The sequence below is a fragment of the Arthrobacter sp. GCM10027362 genome (assembly GCF_042679445.1).
Taxonomy (GTDB): Bacteria; Actinomycetota; Actinomycetes; order Actinomycetales; family Micrococcaceae; genus Crystallibacter.
On record NZ_JBHTML010000028.1, the window covers coordinates 1 to 17,028 of the forward strand.

16 protein-coding genes are annotated in these 17,028 nt (G+C 67.5%); 7 read left to right on the forward strand and 9 right to left on the reverse strand.

Annotated features, from left to right (window positions below; all coding sequences use genetic code 11):
• The coding region (locus ACFQ36_RS06755) for a 4-(cytidine 5'-diphospho)-2-C-methyl-D-erythritol kinase (protein WP_377011899.1) at nt 1-612 on the forward strand (612 nt) is incomplete at its 5' end.
• A 40-nt stretch (nt 613-652) separates the two neighbouring features.
• A complete protein-coding gene (locus ACFQ36_RS06760; RefSeq protein WP_377011901.1) occupies nt 653-2,479 on the forward strand; it encodes an ABC-F family ATP-binding cassette domain-containing protein in 1,827 nt (608 codons plus the stop codon).
• A 36-nt stretch (nt 2,480-2,515) separates the two neighbouring features.
• On the opposite strand, the gene ACFQ36_RS06765 is transcribed toward ACFQ36_RS06760, so the two are convergent.
• A complete protein-coding gene (locus ACFQ36_RS06765) occupies nt 2,516-3,007 on the reverse strand; it encodes a MarR family winged helix-turn-helix transcriptional regulator (RefSeq protein WP_377011903.1) in 492 nt (163 codons plus the stop codon).
• Nucleotides 3,008-3,111: 104 nt separating this feature from the next.
• Between ACFQ36_RS06765 and ACFQ36_RS06770 the strand changes: the two genes are divergently transcribed.
• Nucleotides 3,112-3,690, forward strand: coding sequence for an NADPH-dependent FMN reductase (locus ACFQ36_RS06770; protein WP_377011905.1), 579 nt, complete (start codon nt 3,112-3,114; stop codon nt 3,688-3,690).
• A gap of 136 nt (nt 3,691-3,826) precedes the next feature.
• Here ACFQ36_RS06770 and ACFQ36_RS06775 read toward each other — a convergent pair whose 3' ends face one another.
• The 6 genes from ACFQ36_RS06775 to ACFQ36_RS06800 form a co-directional block, all read right to left on the reverse strand.
• Entirely contained in the window at nt 3,827-5,311 is a 1,485-nt protein-coding gene (locus ACFQ36_RS06775; protein ID WP_377011907.1) for an FGGY-family carbohydrate kinase, read from the reverse strand.
• 3 nt (nt 5,312-5,314) lie between these two features.
• The gene (locus ACFQ36_RS06780; RefSeq protein WP_377011909.1) at nt 5,315-6,571 is read right to left on the reverse strand and encodes a sugar ABC transporter permease; all 1,257 of its coding nucleotides are present in this window, start codon (nt 6,569-6,571) and stop codon (nt 5,315-5,317) included.
• Nucleotides 6,568-7,413, reverse strand: coding sequence for an ATP-binding cassette domain-containing protein (locus ACFQ36_RS06785; RefSeq protein ID WP_377011911.1), 846 nt, complete (start codon nt 7,411-7,413; stop codon nt 6,568-6,570). Before ACFQ36_RS06785 ends, ACFQ36_RS06780 begins: the two co-directional genes overlap by 4 nt.
• Before the next feature lie 71 nt (nt 7,414-7,484).
• On the reverse strand, nt 7,485-8,594 hold the full coding sequence (locus ACFQ36_RS06790; protein WP_377011913.1) for a sugar ABC transporter substrate-binding protein: 1,110 nt from the start codon (nt 8,592-8,594) through the stop codon (nt 7,485-7,487).
• A gap of 543 nt (nt 8,595-9,137) precedes the next feature.
• Nucleotides 9,138-9,803, reverse strand: a complete 666-nt coding sequence (locus ACFQ36_RS06795; RefSeq protein ID WP_377011914.1) for a TetR/AcrR family transcriptional regulator — start codon at nt 9,801-9,803, stop codon at nt 9,138-9,140.
• Nucleotides 9,804-9,950: 147 nt separating this feature from the next.
• Nucleotides 9,951-10,766 carry an SDR family oxidoreductase gene (locus ACFQ36_RS06800; protein WP_377011916.1) on the reverse strand — a complete coding sequence of 272 codons (816 nt, stop codon included), beginning with the start codon at nt 10,764-10,766 and terminating at the stop codon, nt 9,951-9,953.
• Between the two features lie 214 nt (nt 10,767-10,980).
• Between ACFQ36_RS06800 and ACFQ36_RS06805 the strand changes: the two genes are divergently transcribed.
• Complete coding sequence (locus ACFQ36_RS06805; RefSeq protein ID WP_377011918.1) at nt 10,981-12,696, forward strand: ATP-binding protein; 1,716 nt, start codon at nt 10,981-10,983, stop codon at nt 12,694-12,696.
• 137 nt (nt 12,697-12,833) lie between these two features.
• Here ACFQ36_RS06805 and ACFQ36_RS06810 read toward each other — a convergent pair whose 3' ends face one another.
• Nucleotides 12,834-12,989 carry a hypothetical protein gene (locus ACFQ36_RS06810; RefSeq protein WP_377011920.1) on the reverse strand — a complete coding sequence of 52 codons (156 nt, stop codon included), beginning with the start codon at nt 12,987-12,989 and terminating at the stop codon, nt 12,834-12,836.
• A 236-nt stretch (nt 12,990-13,225) separates the two neighbouring features.
• Here ACFQ36_RS06810 and ACFQ36_RS06815 point away from each other — a divergent pair, with 236 nt between their 5' ends.
• The 3 genes from ACFQ36_RS06815 (at nt 13,226) to ACFQ36_RS06825 (ending at nt 16,398) form a co-directional block, all read left to right on the forward strand.
• Complete coding sequence (locus ACFQ36_RS06815) at nt 13,226-14,257, forward strand: hypothetical protein (protein ID WP_377011922.1); 1,032 nt, start codon at nt 13,226-13,228, stop codon at nt 14,255-14,257.
• A 232-nt stretch (nt 14,258-14,489) separates the two neighbouring features.
• The gene (locus ACFQ36_RS06820; protein ID WP_377011924.1) at nt 14,490-14,867 is read left to right on the forward strand and encodes an STAS/SEC14 domain-containing protein; all 378 of its coding nucleotides are present in this window, start codon (nt 14,490-14,492) and stop codon (nt 14,865-14,867) included.
• Nucleotides 14,857-16,398 (forward strand): putative bifunctional diguanylate cyclase/phosphodiesterase, encoded by a 1,542-nt coding sequence (locus ACFQ36_RS06825; RefSeq protein ID WP_377011926.1) that lies wholly within the window; start codon nt 14,857-14,859, stop codon nt 16,396-16,398. Before ACFQ36_RS06820 ends, ACFQ36_RS06825 begins: the two co-directional genes overlap by 11 nt.
• Here the strand turns inward: ACFQ36_RS06825 and ACFQ36_RS06830 are convergent.
• Complete coding sequence (locus tag ACFQ36_RS06830; RefSeq protein ID WP_377011928.1) at nt 16,320-16,811, reverse strand: NUDIX domain-containing protein; 492 nt, start codon at nt 16,809-16,811, stop codon at nt 16,320-16,322. The genes ACFQ36_RS06825 and ACFQ36_RS06830 overlap by 79 nt on opposite strands.
• Between the last annotated feature and the right edge of the window lie 217 nt (nt 16,812-17,028).

A 17,028-nucleotide genomic window follows, 5' to 3' on the forward strand; every position in this document is an offset into this window, starting at 1 on the left:
GGCGGCATGGGCGGCGGCCCGGCCGACGCCGCCGCGGCGCTGGCGGCCTGCAGCGCGCTGTGGGACACCGGCTTTTCGCGTGAGGAGCTGGTGCGCATTGCGGCGGGGCTGGGCGCGGATGTGCCGTTCGCGCTGCACGGCGGGGTCGCCGTCGGGCTCGGCATGGGGGACGAACTGACGCCGGCGCTGGCCCGCAGGAACCTGAACTGGGTGCTGGTGCCCGCCTCCTTCGGCCTGTCCACGCCCAAGGTGTATGCGGTGGCGGACAAGCTGCGCGAGCGCGCCGGGATCGTGGTCCCCGAGCCTGAAGAGGTGGATCCGGCGGTGCTGCAGGCGATGCACACCGGGGACGTGGAAGCCCTGGCCAAAGTGGTCTCCAATGACCTGCAGGCCGCCGCGATTGAACAGGCACCGGAGCTGGCCGATATTCTGGAACTGGGCGTGGCCGAAGGAGCGCTGGCCGGGCTGGTTTCCGGCTCCGGCCCCACCGTGGCGTTCCTGACCGCCGGCCGGCGGGACGCCGAGGAGCTCGCCCAGCGGCTCTCGGACGTCGCCGGCGTGGTGGCGCTGCCGGTCCACGGTCCGGTCCACGGCGCACGCATCATGGCCTGAACCGGCCGCCCGATCCATCCAGCAACAGAAAGCAGCCCCCTTGGCCCACCTGCTCGGCGCAGAGAACATCAGCATCACCTTCGGCACCCGCACGGTCCTGGACTCGGTGTCCCTCGGCCTGAACGAGGGGGACCGCATCGGCATGGTGGGGCGCAACGGGGACGGCAAGTCCACGCTGATGCGGCTGCTGGCCCGGCGCATGGCACCCGATTCCGGCCGGGTGACCATGCGCGGCGACGTCAACGTCGGGTACCTGGACCAGCAGGACGTGCTCGACGGCGACCTGCCGGTGGGCGTGGCGATCGTGGGCGAGGCCGCCGACCACGAATGGGCGTCCAATCCGCGCATCCGCGAAATCATGGCGGGCCTGGTCGAGGACGTGGACTGGCATGCACAGGTCTCCTCGCTCTCCGGCGGCCAGCGCCGGCGCGTGGCCCTGGCCAAGCTGCTGATCGAACCGCACGACGTGATCATGCTGGACGAACCCACCAACCATCTGGACGTGGAGGGCGTGGCCTGGCTGGCCGAACACCTGAAGCAGCGCTGGCGGCCCAGCGACGGCGCGTTCCTGGTGGTTACGCACGACCGCTGGTTCCTGGACGAGGTCTGCACCCGGACGTGGGAGGTGCACGACGGGATGGTCGAGCCGTTCGACGGCGGCTACGCCGCCTACGTGCTGGCCCGGGCCGAACGCGACCGGATGGCCGCCGTCGTCGAAAGCAAGCGCCAGCAGCTGGTCAAGAAGGAGCTGGCCTGGCTGCGCCGCGGCGCACCGGCACGCACCGCGAAGCCGAAGTTCCGGATCGAGGCGGCCAACGAGCTGATCGCCGACGTGCCGGCGCCGCGCGACACCCTGGCGCTGGCGAAGATGGCCACCGCCCGGCTGGGCAAGGACGTGATCGACCTCGAACACGTCAGCTACACCCCGCCGGCCCGTCCCGGGGACCGGCAGCAGGCTCCGCTGTTCGACAACATCACGCTGCGCCTGGCGCCGGGCGAGCGGGTCGGCGTCGTGGGCATCAACGGAGCCGGCAAGTCCACCCTGCTGCACCTGCTCAACGGGGACATCCAGCCCACAGCCGGCAGGATCAAGCGCGGCAAGACGGTCAAGACCGCCATGCTGACCCAGGAGGTGCGCGAGCTGGACGAGGTCATGGACCTGCGGGTCATCGAAGTCATCCAGCGCGAGCGCCAGGTGTTCAACGTCGGCGGCCGGGAACTCTCCGCCGGCCAGCTGGTGGAGCAGCTCGGTTTCACCAACCAGAAGCAGTGGACGCCGGTGCGGGACCTCTCCGGCGGCGAACGGCGGCGCCTGCAGCTGCTGCGGCTGCTGGTGGGGGAGCCGAACGTGCTGATGCTGGACGAGCCCACCAATGACCTGGATACGGACACACTGGCGGCCGTCGAGGACGTGCTGGACGGCTGGCCCGGCACCCTGGTGGTCGTCTCGCACGACCGCTACCTGCTGGAGCGGGTCACCGACCACCAGATCGCGCTGCTGGGTGACGGGAAGCTGCGCGGCCTGCCCGGGGGAGTGGACCAGTACCTGCAGCTGCGCCAGGCCGTGCTGGCGGTCGCCGTTTCGCCGTCCCCGGCGGCGGCAGGTGCGGCCGGAAGCTCCGCGCCGCCGGGGGCTGGCGAGGCGGAGAAACGGCAGGCACGCAAGGACCTGAACCGGATCGAACGCCAGCTGGGCAAGCTCGGGCAGCAGAAGGAGAAGCTCCAGGTGCAGATGCACGAGGCCGGCTCCGCGGCGGAGGTGGACTTCGACCTGCTGGCCGAGCTGAACCGGAAGCTGCAGGAGGTTGCGGCCGAGGAGGAATCGCTCGAACTGGAATGGCTCGAGGCTTCCGAAATCCTCGAGTAGCTGCCCGCCCGGGCGGCTTTCGGCAGAGGCTCCTCCCTAGCCGCCCTTGCCGGTGCGCTCCCACCAGCCGGCCGCCCGCAGCGAGTTCTGGATTTTGGTGGTGGCCGACAGCAGGGCCTCCTGCTCGGCGGGGGTCAGCGAATCGAAGACATGCTCGCGGACAAAGCTGACGTGCCCCGGGGCGGCCTTCTCGATGGCGGTACGCCCGGCCGCCGTCATGGAGATGTCGAACCCGCGCGCGTCCTCGGGGCATTCGGTCCGGGCGACCAGGCCGCGGGCCTCCATCCGCTTGAGCAGGTGGGAGAGCCGGCTGCGTTCCCAGTCCAGGGTATGGGCGAGGTCGCGGGCGCGCAGGGTGCCGCCCTCGGTCTCGGAGAGGGCCGCGAGGACGGAGTATTCGACCCCGGAGAGTTCCGAGTCCCGGATCAGCTGTCGGTCCATGGCTGATTCGAACCCCCAGATCAGCTCGCGCAGCGCGCGCCAGATCTGCTGCTCATGCTCGTCGAGCCATCGTGTATCGGAGTTCACGTCTCCGACCCCCTCGCTTTGGTTGACAATTCAAGTTTCATTCGGCCATCATTGACGTGTCAACAATTTCAATGACCTGTCAAAAGCGTCGAAAGGGTTTACTCATGACCAAGATTGCCATCATCACCGGTAGCACCCGTCCGGGCCGCGTCAACAAGCAGGTTGCCGACTGGGTCCTGGCCAACGCCTCCACCCGCACCGACGCCGAGTTCGAAGTTGTCGACATTGCGGACTTCAACCTCCCGCTGCTGGACGAGGCTTACCCGGCCGCCTACCAGAACTACCAGAATGACCACACTAAGGCATGGTCGGCCAAGATCAGCGAATTCGACGGTTTCGTGTTCGTGACCGGCGAATACAACCACACGGTCACGCCGGCCCTGGCCAACGCGCTGTCCTACCTGAATGTCGAGTTCAACAACAAGGCCGCCGGCATCGTCTCCTACGGCTCCATGGGCGGCGCCCGCGCCGCCGAGCACCTGCGGAACGTGCTCTCCGAGCTGCAGATTGCGCACGTGCGCAACCAGGTCATGTTCAGCCTGTTCACCGACTTCGAGAACTTCTCCGAGTTCAAGCCGACGGAACAGAACGCCGGCACCCTGGCCCCGATGCTGGACCAGCTCGTGGTGTGGACCCGCGCCATGGAATCCGTCCGCGCCGAGGTTGCCGCCGCAGCCAGGTAGCAATTGGGATGCGGTGCCGGCCTCGCCGCCACCGCCCCTCGCCCCACCCCGCAGCGCGCTGCCCGGCGGGCCCCCGGTCCCGGACCGTTCACCGGAACCGGGGGCCCGCCGTCGTTGCGTTGCCGGGCGGCCGGAGCTATGCCGGGCCGGGTTCCTGCAGTGCAGCGAGCACATGCATGTGCTCCCGGTTGGACGGATACAGCTGCCCGTAAGTGGCGTACAGCTTTTCGTAGACCGGCGCGGTGCCGGGGTCGGGCCTGACGGTCGCAGCGGTCCGGGCCCATTCGGTGCCGGCCGGCACGGCCCCGGTGCCGATGGCAGCGAGCAGCGCGTCCCCGTAGCTGGCCCCGATGGTCTGCTCCGGCACGATCTGCTCGCGTCCGGTGATGTCGCTGACGATCCCGGTCCACAGCCTTGCCTTGGTGCCGCCCCCGACGGCGGCGACCCGCAGGATCGGTTCGCCGGCGTTCTCGAGGTATTCCAGGATCTGCCGGATACCGAAACCGATTCCCTCGTAGGTGGCCCGGAACAGGTGCCCGCGTTTGTGGCGCAGGGACAGTCCGGCGATCAGCCCGCGCGCGTCCGGATCGAAGACCGGCGTCCGCTCCCCGGCGAAGTAGGGCAGCACCAGCAGGCCATCGGAGCCGGGCGGGACAGCGGCTGCCTCCGCTACCAGCGTTTCGAAGGGGACGTCTCCAAACAGCCGCTGCATCCAGGTGGTCAGGCTTCCCGAGGTCGACATCCCGGCGGCCAGGGTCAACGAGCCCGGCTCCACCCCGGCGGTGGTCCACAGCCTGGGTTCGGCCCGGTACTGCCCGAGGACCTGGACGAAGAACATCGTGGAGCCGTACATCAGCATGAGGTCCCCGGGGCGGCGCACGCCCGCGCTGAAGGCCTCCGCCCAGGCATCGACCGTCCCCGTGCAGACCGGGACGCCGGCCGGCAGTCCTGTCGCGTCCGCGGCGGCGGCATGGACCGTTCCGGCCACCTCGGCCGGCCAGGCGAGCCGGGGTTCCGGCAGGTGGCCGGCGACGGCGCCGTACCGGTCCGGATGCCATCGGTTCCGCCGCAGATCATAGAGCGGATCGCACTGGCTGGCGGTGTGGTGGTCCAGCACATACTCGCCGGTCAGCCTGGCCACCATGAAGGAGCTGAGGCTGTGCCAGCGGCGCGCCCGCGAAAAGACCTCCGGCTCCCGGTTGCGCAGCCAGCGGATCTTGGGGCCCACCGCCTGGGAGGAGAGCACCTTGCCGGAGTCGGCGAAGATTGCCTCCGCGCCGAATTCCTCCGTCAATTCCACGATTTCCGCGGCGGCACGGGCGTCGATGCCGTACAGGATGGCGGGCCGCAGCGGGACGAGGCTCTCGTCCGTGACCACCAGGGACGGGCCCATGGCACTGATGCAGACGCCGTCGACCTTCCCTGCGTCGTGCCGGCCCAACAGCTCCCGGCACAGCCGGGTGACCTCGGCCCATCCCACCCCTTCGGCGTCGAACTCGGCCCAGCCCGGCCGCGGGTACGAGACCTCGTGCGCCACCACGGCACTGTCCAGGATCCGCCCGTCCGCATCGGCCAGCACCGCCTTGCTGCTGCCGGTGCCGATGTCGATACCCAGGAACATCGTTTAGGCGCGACCGTGCGAAGTACGCGACTTGCGCGAGACCGCGTCCAGGATCACTGCCAGCAGCAGCACCAGGCCGGTGATCATGTAGCGGAACGAGGACTCCAGGTTCAGCAGGGTCAGGCCGCTGGAGATGGACTGGATGACCAGGATGCCCAGCAGCGCCGAGAAGGCCGAACCGCGCCCGCCGAACAGGCTGGTGCCGCCGATCACGGCCGCCGCGATCGCGTTCAGGTTCACATCCCCCGTGCCGCTGCTCTGGGCCGAGGCGGCCAGGCGTCCGGCGGCCAGGATTCCGCCGACCGCGGCAAAGGTGGAGCAGAGGATGAAGATGGAGGTGTAGACACGGTTGACGCTAATGCCGGCCCGGCGGGCGGCCTCGCGGTTGCCGCCCACGGCGTAGACGGACCGGCCCCACTTGGTACGGGTGAACGCGTAGTGCATGATCAGCACCAGTGCGGCGAAGAAGACGAACATCCAGCCGACCCCGCGCGTCTGGTTCAGGTACCAGACCGCGAAGAACAGGATCACCGCCAGCACAATGCTCTGGGCCAGGACCAGGCGCATCGGACGGCCGGACAGGCCCGCCTTGACCCGCTGCCGGGACAACGTCAGCTGGCTCAGGAAGAACCCGGCCACGCCCAGTGCCGCCAGCACGTAGGAGAGCCATGCCGGCACGAAGGCCTGCTGGCCGAACCTGACAAGGAAGGAATCGAACGGCAGGTTGATGGTTCCCTCGACGCCGAGGACGAACAGCTGCAGGCCCAGGAAGCCGAGCAGCCCGGCCAGCGTGATCACGAAGGACGGGACACCGAACCTGGTGTACACGAGGGAGTAGACAAAGCCGATGACGGCGCCGGCCACGATGGCGGCCAGGATGGCCAGCCCGGTCGGCCAGTCCTGTTTCACGAACGTCACGCCGACGATCGCCGCGGACAGGCCGCTGACCGATCCGACCGAGAGGTCGATCTCGCCCACCAGCAGCACGCAGACGATGCCGAGCGCGATTACGCCCACGGCGGCGCTTTCCAGCAGCAGGTTGACCAGGTTCGCGCTGGAGAGGAAGAACGGGTTGAGCAGCTGGAAGATGCTCCAGATCACCAGCAGTCCCACGACAATGGGCAGCACGCCCAGGTCGCCGCTGCGGACCCGGTTCACGCCGACCTTGACCGCGCCCTTGAGGCCTTCGGTGCGGATCAGCCGTTCATCCTGCAGGTCGGTGGCGACCGGGATGGCGGCGCTGGTTGGATTGGTGGTCATGGCACGGTTCCTTCTTCCGTGGTTTCCGGGGTCCCCGGTCCGGCCGCGGATCCGGGGGCCTGCGCCGCGCGCCGGGTGACCACGTTGTCGGTGGCGCCGGTGATCGCGGCGATCAGGTCGTCGGTGCTGACATCCTTCATCCTGAAGGTTCCGTTGTTCCGGCCCAGCCGCAGCACCGCAACCCGGTCCGAAACCGCCTGCACGTCCTGCATGTTGTGGCTGATCATGATCACGGCCAGGCCGTTCTCGCGCAGCCGCTCCACCAGGTTGAGCACTTCGGCGGTCTGCGCCACGCCCAGGGCCGCGGTGGGCTCGTCCAGGATGATCAGTTTGGGGCTCCCGAGCAGGGACCGGGCGATGGCCACGGTCTGCCGCTGGCCGCCCGAGAGGGAGGCGACGGCGATCCGGACCGAGGGGATCTTGGCCGAGAGCTGGCGCAGCAGCTTCCAGGACTGGACCTCCATCTCCACCTCGTTCAGCCGCAGCGGCCCGATTTCCCGGCCCAGGAAGAGGTTGTCCACGACGGTGAGGTTGTCACACAGCGCCAGGTCCTGGAACACCGTGGCGATGCCCAGGTTCAAAGCATCCACCGGGCTGTGGATGCTCACCTCCCTGCCGTCGAACGTGACCGTCCCGGCATCCTGCGGGTGCACGCCGGAGAGGATCTTGACCAGCGTGGATTTGCCCGCGCCGTTGTCGCCGACCAGGGCCACCACCTCGCCCGCATAGACATCCAGGTCGATATCGGTCAGGGCAGCGACCGCACCGAAGTGCTTGCTGACCCCGCGCATGGACAGCACCGGAGCAGACGTCTCCAGCCTTTCCGCCGGCACAGTGGACATTGCCTTCCCCTTCCCTTGCGACGGCGGTGCCGCTGCCGGCACCGCCGTCCGGCACGTTTTGCCGGGCCGGGCTACTTAATGCCCAGCTCGTCGCAGCCCTTCGTGTACTCGCCGGTGCAGACCTCCGACGGCTTGTAGATGCCGCCGTCGAAAATCACCTTCTTGACGTTGTCCTTGGTCACCACCGTGGGCACGAACAGCGCGGACGGGGTGTCGAAGAGCGTGGCATCGGGCTTGGGCGTCTGGCCGTTGAGCAGCTGGACGGCCACCTCGGCGGACTTCTCGGCGACGATCCTGATCGGCTTGGAAATGGTGTTGTACTGGCTGCCGCCGATGATGCGCTGGATGGCGGCGATCTCCGCATCGTTGCCGGTAACCGGCGGGAACGGGGAGACACCGGCCGCCTTCAGGGCCGCAATGGCGCCGCCCGCGGTGCCGTCATTGGCCGCCACAACGCCCTTGATCTTGTCCCGGAACTGGGTGATCTGGCCGGCGACCCAGTCCTGGGCCTTGGACGGCTGCCACTCCGGGGTGTCGTAGGACGCGAGCACCGGGTGCTTGCTGGCCTCCACGGCCTCCCTCGCGCCCTCCTTGATCAGCTGGGCCGCCCGGTCCGTGGGGGAGCCGTTGACCATCAGCAGGCCGCCGGTGGTGTCGCCCTTCGAGTCCAGGTGCTTGACCAGGTCCTCGGCGATGAGGGAGCCGATCTTCTTGTTGTCGAAGGAGACATAGAAGTCGGCCTTGGCATCGGGGACCGGACGGTCGTAGGTGACCATCTTGATGCCCTGGCTTTTTGCGGTGTTGACCAGCGAGGCCGCGGCCGTGCTGTCCACCGGGTCCAGCACCATGACCTTGACGCCCTGGGTAATCATGGCGTTGGCCTGCTGCTGCTGCTTGTTGGCGTCCCCGTCCGCATTCTGGTACAGCACCTCGCAGCCGGCGCAGAGCTGCTGGACCTTGGCCTTGAACAGCGGGCTGTCCTGCTGCTCATAGCGCGTGGAGGCCCGGTCCGGCATCAGGAACGCGATCTTGCCTTCGGCCGCACCGCCGGTGGATCCGCCGCCCCCGCCGCCACCGCCCCCGCCGCCTTGGCTGCCTCCGCCGCCCCCGCATGCTGCCAGGCCGGCGGCCAGGACCAGGGCGGCGGAAAGGCTCCAGGCCTTCCGTGTGGATTTCATCATCGGAACTCCTCTGTGTGCAGGTGGTGGTCCTGGTGGCTGCGTCCGGTGCTGCGGCGGTCCCTGCGGGGGGAACCGAATTCCTTCCGGTCCAAGCTGGATATGGGCAGCGCCACGGCTCCATCCGGGCCGGTTGCGGCGCTGGATTCCCCGCCGGGCACGCATGGACCGGTTGTCCCGCAGGGGCAGGAGGCGGGGTTGGATCCGGAGACCTGCGGCGCCTCGGCCTGGCTCACCGCCTCGCCCGGGCCAAGCGCGGACCCTGGCCTGGCCTGAGGCTCTATCACCTTCAGGCCGGTCATGGCATCGGCAGTATTGGCCATATCGGTACCCCACTCACGGGTCGGAACGGGGCCACCGACCTTCCCGTGGTATGTGACCCGGCCCACAGGCACATGCTACACACCGGTGTGTTCGTCCGCCATATGTATGCAGGATTGTAGTTTTCCGGCGAGGCAAAACACCGCCCCGTGCCGCCGGCGGCACATGCCGCGGCCGCCCGGGGCGGTGTCGGGGCGGCCCGGCCGCCCCGCGATGCCCTGAATCCTAGGCCGGCAGGTCCGACTCGGCGACGCCGAGCAGATAGGATGCAACGGCCTCGCGGAAGACCTCGACGCGCTGCCTGCCGGGCACGACGTGGTTTCTGCCCTCCTCCAGCAGGCTGCGGAAGATCAGCCCCTCCAGCAGGGCGGTGAATCCCGCGGCCAGCGTCTGCGGGTCCGATGACCCCAGCGTGGTGAACAGGTCCACTACCCGTGACTGGGAGACCAGGGCATCCGAGAGTGCTTCGGCGAAATCCTCCCGGCCGGAGAGTTCCAAGGCCAGGGCAAACCGCGCCTTGATGTGGTGCGGGCAAGCAGTCAGGAGGGCCTCGAGATACCGGCCGATCAGGGCCGCCAGGGCCTCGATGTCGGCCCCGTGGCGGCTGAGCGGCAGGGGAAATTCCTCGGCCTCGAAGTGCCGGGCGGAGCATGCCCGCAGGTGCCCGAGCGTGGCGGCGAGCAGTTCGTCCCGGGTGCGGAAGTAGTAGCTGGTGGAGCCGAGCGGCAGGTCCAGTCGGAGGTCGACGGCGCGGTGCGTCAGCGCCCGCAGGCCCTCCTGGGCAATCAACTCGGTGGCCGCTTCGGCAATGAGATCGCGCCGGTCGGTGGATTCCGCGGCATGCCGGTCGAATTGTTCGGGCGGGGTGGACGGGGACGGTATGGTCTCCACAGGTGGTGCTCCTGAAGATGGGGGAGTGGCTCTACATCTGTAGAGTACACGCTGCCGTGGCGGGAGCAGCGCATGCACGCCCGGGCCGGGACCTGACAGGTCAACCGGCCCGGCTCTGCCCCCGTCCAGGCCTGCCCGGCGGCCGTCCTAACGCAGGTCCACCGCGGGCAGGCTCTCGGCCTCCCGCGCCTCCAGCCACTGTGCGTAGGTGATCTTGCCCACCGCATCCTTGCGGGCCAGGTTGGCGCCGCTGCGGAAGAACCTGCCGATTGGTCCGGGCAGGGGCACCGGTACCACCGGACCGCGCACACCGGTGAACTGCCGGTAGATCCGGGCCATGGCATCCATGCCCAAGACCTCGGGCCCGCCGATGTTCCGGAAGCCGGCCGCCTCCCGTTCGGACAATGCGACGTCCGCGAGCACCCGGGCCACGTCGGCCACGGCGATCGTCTGGAACTTCACGCCGCGGAAGCGCGGGGTGATCCGCAGCTTCCGGCCGGCGTCGAAAAACGCAGTCACGAAATCGTGGAACTGCGTGGCCCGGACGATGACGGCCGGCAGGGGCGATTCCCGGTAGATGGTTTCCTGCGCCGTCTTGGCCTGATAGTAACCGGATTCCACCTCGTCCACGTTGACGATGGACAGCAGCACCAGCCGACCCACCCCGGCGGCCGCGGCCCCGGCGGCCAGGTTCTGCGCCCCCTGCGTCAACGTCCGGCGCGCGCCGCCAAGTTTGCCATCGAGCACGTCGATGACGACGTCCACGTCCGACAGGGCGGCGTTCAGGCCGTCATTTTCGATGACGTCGGCCTGCAAATACTGGGCCTGGAGATGGCGGCGCGGAGAATCCGGCGGAACGGGGTGACGGCTGACCACCCGTACATCGGCAGAGCGGGCAAGACATTCGGCAACGACGGCACTTCCCACCAGACCGGTACCGCCGGCAACTAAGACACGGGGCATACCCCCAGCCTACGCCGGGCCGCCCGGCCTGTGAACGCCGGTCTTCGGCCGTTTCCCGTGCCGCGGCGGCGGGCCGCAGGCCGGCTTTCCGAAGGTTGGCGGGCCTGGGGGCCGCTCGGGTACCGGGCTGGCGGCAGCTCGCTGCTAGTGTCATGTCGGAAAGTAGTCGGGCCGGGCCGTTTCCCGTGCCGCTTCCTGCGCAGGAGGAGACATAGTGGGGGTTGTTGCTGGTGCGCTGCCGTCGTCCGGAGGGAGAACCGCCCTCGTTGCCGACGCCGATCCGCAGGTCCTGAGTCTGGTCGAAGCGGCCCTGTCCGGAGCCGGCCTGTCCGTGACCGCGGTCCCGGACGGCCCGTCCGCCCTGGCATTCCTGCGCTCGGGGACACCCGATGTGGCGCTGCTGGACATCGACCTTCCGGGCCTGTCCGGATTGGAGATATTGCGGCAGCTGCGCGACGACGACGGCGATTCGGGCTGCCCGGTCATCCTGCTGGCCGGCGGCGCAGGCAGGGACCTGGTGGAAGCTGCGTTCGACCTGGGCATCAGCGACTACGTGCTGAAACCTTTCGCCGGACCGGAACTGGCCCACCGGACCTCGGTTGCCTTGGCCCGCTCCGCCCGGAAGCAGCATGAACGCCGGACCATGGGGGCATTGCGCGCCAGCACCCGCCGTATTTCCGCGGCCATCCGGGAGACGAATGACCCGTACCTGATGGTGGATCTGGCGGTCAGCGGCCTGGGCCGGGCCTTCGGGGCCTGCAATGTCTGGCTCTGCACCTTCGATGACGAGCGGGCGCCGCTGGTCGACGTCTCCTGGAGCCCGGACGGCGGTCCGGATTTTGTGCACCCGGGCGTGGACGAGTCCCGCGACCTGGCTGCCGCACTGTGGAACAAGGGCACCGTCCTGACGGCCGTCCGGGATGAGGAAGAAGACCACGCGGGGCATCCGGGGCTGGCGAAATGGGCCGAGGGCCCGGGTGCGCCGGCCAGCGCCGTCGCCCCGCTGGGCCATGGCCGCGGCGCCTTCGGGCTGGTTTGGATAGTGAAGGCGGGCAAGGCGCCGGCCTGGTCCCGGGCCGAGACCTCCCTGCTGCAGCACGTAGCCGGAAACCTCGCGCACGGGCTGGTCCAAGGGCACCTGATCACGGCCCAGCAGCAGGTGGTTGAGCGGCTCCAGGAGCTGGATACGGCCAAGAGTAACTTTGTGGCCACGGTCAACCATGAGCTGCGCACACCTATTACCTCCATTACCGGCTACCTTGACCTGGTGCTGGAAGGGGCCGGCGGGCCCGTTCCGGATGAGGCGGCGCGCATGCTGGAAATCGTGGTGCGCAACGCCACGCGGCTGCGGGAGTTGATCGAGGATCTGCTCACGCTCTCCCGGATGGACTTCCAGGACTCCATCCTCCGGGCCGAACCTGTTCAGATCGGCCGGCTGCTTGAAGCAGTGGCAGCCGCTTTGGCGCCGGTGGCAACAGCAAAGGAGGTCGGCCTGGCCTGCCGCGGGGGAACGGACCTGGTCATTGAGGGCGACGCGCAGAAGCTGGAACAGGTGCTGACCAATATCGTTTCCAACGCCGTTAAATTCACTCCGGCCGGGGGGAAAGTCCACATGGAGATCGGGTCGGAAGCCGCTGCCGACGGATCGGCCTGGGCCGTGATCCGGGTCTCCGACACCGGCATCGGCATTCCGCCCGAGGACCTGCCGAATCTGTTCAACCGCTTCTTCCGGGCCTCCAATGCCCTGACGATCCAGGGCACCGGACTGGGACTGGCGATTGCCAAGGGCGTCGTCCAGCAGCATGGGGGAGAGCTGTCGGTGGAGTCCGCGGTGGGCACGGGGACGACGTTCTCCATCCGCCTGCCGGTCAGGATGGATGCGGGCGTGATGCTGGATGCGCTCCGCTCGGAGGAGCATCCAGCCAACTAAGGGAACAATTACGGGAACAACTTAAGAGATCAATGGCCTTAAGAGATCAATGGCCGCGAACGGCCCATCGGATGGTGCCGTTCACGGCCACAGGCAGCAGCTCGGGCGCATGCCCGGCAGCACCTTGTTGTGCCGGTTTAGTACGGCCACCAGCCGTTACCGTTGGTGGTGGCGGTGCCGGTACCAGACTTGGTGACGGTGATCTGGGTGTCTTCCGCGGAAGCCGGTGCCGTAGCGCCGACGACGGCGAGGACGGCGGCAATGAGTACGGTGGCGGAAAGCTTCTTGATCATCTTGCTCCTCATTCTTCTATTTATGCAGGGGTTTGAAAATCCATAACTTGGTGCTGACACCGCCAGTGTACAGATGAAACGTTGCATGAGAAATAGCAGGTCAGCGCCATGTGCGAAGCGGTACCAAGATCCTCGCATATGCTCTGTGCTGACAAGAATTTGAGCACGCACCTCTGGATGCCGGAGCTGGCGCCTACATTGAACTGAGGTGAAGTACCGACGGGAGGGACTCCGTTATGCGGCAGCAGTCAGGGGCCAACGTTTTAGTGGAGCTTCGCGCCCGCGAAGCGTTCATGCGGCGCCGCTTTGACCAGGCACTGGGTCTGGCAAAGGAGGCCGCAGATCTCGCAGTTGATCGGGAAGACAGCGCAACCTGGTGGCAGATGACTTTCCTGCAAGCCGAGTGTCTTCGGGAGCAGGGCCCGGTCCAAGATTGCATTAAGATCGCCGAAGAGCTTTGGAGGCATCCCCTAACGGGAACCTCGCCAGCCCTTGCCGCCCGGGTGCTGACCATGCTTTCCGTTACATCTCAAATCATCGGCACCCTCCCACGTGCAATCGAATTGGCACGGGAGGCTCTTCGGCTTAGCGCCTTGGACGAACAACCATCAGGGCTGCAGATCGAGGCTCAGCTGGCGCTGATCGCGGCGCTGACGGAAAGCGGCCAACTGGACCAGGCCTGGACTGAGTGCCTGATTCTGGTAACGGTATTGGACTCGGAGTCTGATTCACAGATTGCCGGCAAGGCGTACTGGGCGATAGGCAATGTCGCTTTCCTCCGTCAGGAAGCAGCTGACGGAGTAAAGTATCACAGGCTCGCTGCGGAGCATTTGTCTCCAAGCAACGACTTGGCCCTCTGGGCTTGGTTCAACAGGTCATCGGCTGCGATGCGACTGGCTGCTGGATTGGCCGATGAAGAAACCCATGAGTGCATACAGCGTGCCGAACTGGCGACATCGATCGTCGGTGGAAACGAGGGAGAACGGCTCCACGTTGACTTCGTCAAAGGACACTGGCTCATTCTTAAGGGCGATCTTCAGCCTGCAATCGAGATTCTTGCAGAGGTCTGCCTTCGGGCGCCCGGCCTTGCAGACCATGTGACGGGCGATGCGTCCCTGCTGCTGGGCAGGGCACTGTGTAGTCAAGGGAATCCCCGTCTCGGTATGGATTATCTCCGCCAAAGCGAGGAGTACTTCCGCCAGGCCGGTGCCGTCGACCGGGCGGCCCAGGCCGCGGCGCTGATTGCCGAGATGCAGGCTTCACGTTAGCCGCATATGTCGTGCCAGCCGTACAAATGGTGATTGTTCGTTTAGGCTATGCACGTACGGGTGGGCGTGCTAAGGCCAGGAGCGGCGGCGCGGCTTGATCTGTCAAAGGAGTCACAAGGAGGGGCCTGCTCCTCCGGTTGCAACGTTGGGGGAGCGAATGCGTATGTGCGGGGCCAGACACATCCTGATGACGGTCCGTTCCGGCAGCCGGCCTCTGGCGGGCTAGGCCGCCGTGTCCGAGGTTGTTGAACAGGCGGTGGAAGCGGTGCTCAGCGACGGTGGCAATGCCATCCGGATTGGTCTTCCCCGCGGCGTGCCGATTACCGGGGCCCTGGCGGAAGCCGCTGCGGCCCGGTTCGGTGAACTCGTCTCGGCAGGACCGCGTGCGGTGATCATGACCGTTACCGGCGTCGCTTCCATCACCCGGGAAGCCCGGGCGGTCCTTGCCGGCGTGGCGGGCATTTCGGCCCTTGCGGTACTGGGCGAGTCTCCGGTGGACAGGGTGATTGCCAATTTCGTGCTCGGCGCCGGGCCGCTGCCGTATCCGAGTGGGTTCTTCAGCTCCGAATCCCGCGCCCTGGCGTGGCTGGAGGACGTCTGTGCCGGCTAGGGACGGTGACCCTCGGCTCGCGCAGCTGGTGGAAGGCATTGTCCGCCTGGCCTCGGGCGACTTGAAGACCAGGTTTGAGCTGTCCCCGGAACGGGACGAAATCGACGCCGTGGGCATGGGCATCAACCTGCTCGCCGAAGAACTTGAGCTCATGTACAAGCAGCTGGAGCAACGGGTCGAGGAACGGACCGCGATGCTGCAGCAGGCCCATGAGGCCATGAGCAGGATGGCCATGACGGATGCCCTGACCGGGCTCGCCAACCGCGTGGCCCTGGCCCGGAAGATCGACGAGGCGCTGGGGGAGGCCTCCGCGGGGAAACATACCCCGGCCCTGCTCCTGCTGGACCTGAACTCCTTCAAGCAGATCAATGACAGCTTCGGCCACGAGGCGGGCGACCGGGTGCTGGCGGCGGTGGCGCAGCGGCTGCGGAAAGCCGTGCGCAAGGACGACACCGTGGCGCGGCTGGGCGGGGACGAGTTCGCCATCCTGATTCCCGAGGCCACGCTCGAGCAGGCCATGGCCACGGCCAACCGCATTGTCGAGCTGCTGGGACGCAGCATCCGGCTGGATGAGATGAATGTCTGGCCCCAGGCCAGCATAGGCCTGCGCGTGGCCGAACCGGGCCAGCAGGCCCAAAGGCTGCTCCTGGAGGCGGACACCGCCATGTACGAGGCGAAGAAGGACCGCCGGGGCGGCATCAAGGTGTTCCAGCCGCCGATGCTCTTCTCCCGCCAGTTACATAACCAGATGGCGGCGGAATTGCGCGATGCCATCGCGGCCGGCGAGTTCACGTTGTATTACCAGCCGGTGGTTGAGCTGGCAAGCGGACGGATCCGCGGCGCCGAGGTACTGGTGCGCTGGAACCACCCGCAGCGCGGCCTGGTCATGCCGGACGAATTCATCCCGCTGGCCGAAGAAACCGGGCTCATTATCGACCTGGGCCGCTGGATCATGCGGACTGCGGTGATGTCATTCGCGCGCTGGCGCGCCGGCATGGACCTGGACGGCGGTTTCCGGCTGCGGCTGAACCTCTCCGTGGCGGAGCTGCAGCGGATCGACTTGGTCGACTACATCCGGGGGCTCCTGAAGGAATCCCGGATCGATCCCGCCCACCTGGTCCTGGAAATCACCGAGACCGCCCTGGTCACCGGCGGGGATGTGGAAACCTATTCGCTGCTGAGCCTGCAGAGGCTGGGCGTCGGCATCGAGATCGACGACTTCGGCACCGGCTATTCCTCGATCAGCTACCTGCGCACCCTGCCGGTGAACATGGTCAAGGTCGACCGCTCCATCCTCGCCGAAACCAACGGCAACATCCGGCAGAACGAGTTTGTCGCCGCGGTGCTCCAGCTCATCCGGGCAGCCGGCCTGGACGCGGTGTTCGAGGGGATCGAGACCAAGGAGCAGGTGGACGGGCTGCTGGAAATGGGCTGCGTCAGCGGACAGGGCTACTATTTCAGCCGACCGCTCCCCGAAGCAGGCATGCTGGAGTTGCTCCAGGACTCGGTCCGTCTTCCCGTTACGGTGTGAGTCCCGGCCGCCGGCGGGGGTGCGAGCAGTGGAATCACGTGCTCGGTCAGCAACGGGGCGAGGTCGTCCCGCCGGCCGGCCTCGGCCGGGTCAAGCCAGAGGATTTCCTCAATCTCCGCCGCGGGCACCGGGTCCCTGGCGGCGCTGCAGGCGAAGAGCCCGGCGTCGATATAGGTCCCGGCCTCGTTGGCCGCAGGTCCATACCAGCGGCCCAGCGGCGTCAGTTCCGACTCCTGGATCCGGATCCCCAGTTCCTCTTCCAATTCCCGCACGGCTGCGGCGGCAAAGCTTTCGCCGGGTTCCAGCTTGCCGCCGGGCTGCATGAATTTGCCGGTTCCCCGCTTGCGGACCAGCAGCAGCCGGCCGCTGCGGTCACGGATGACAAGGGCGGAGAGGGTCAGGACGGCAGGCACCTTCCGAGGGTAGCAAGCCGGCTCCATCCCCGTCCTCCCGGCGAGTGCAGGGACCGTGTCGTGCCCGCTGCGTTGTGGAATCTCCTTCCGGGCCCTGAGGGCAGCGCGGAGCCTTCATTTGATGCGGGCGGCGGAAGCCAAGTCGCACCACCGGCGTCAGTCGTGGCAAAATAGACGATTGTGCCGGGGAACGTCCCCTCGTCTACCTCATCGGCAC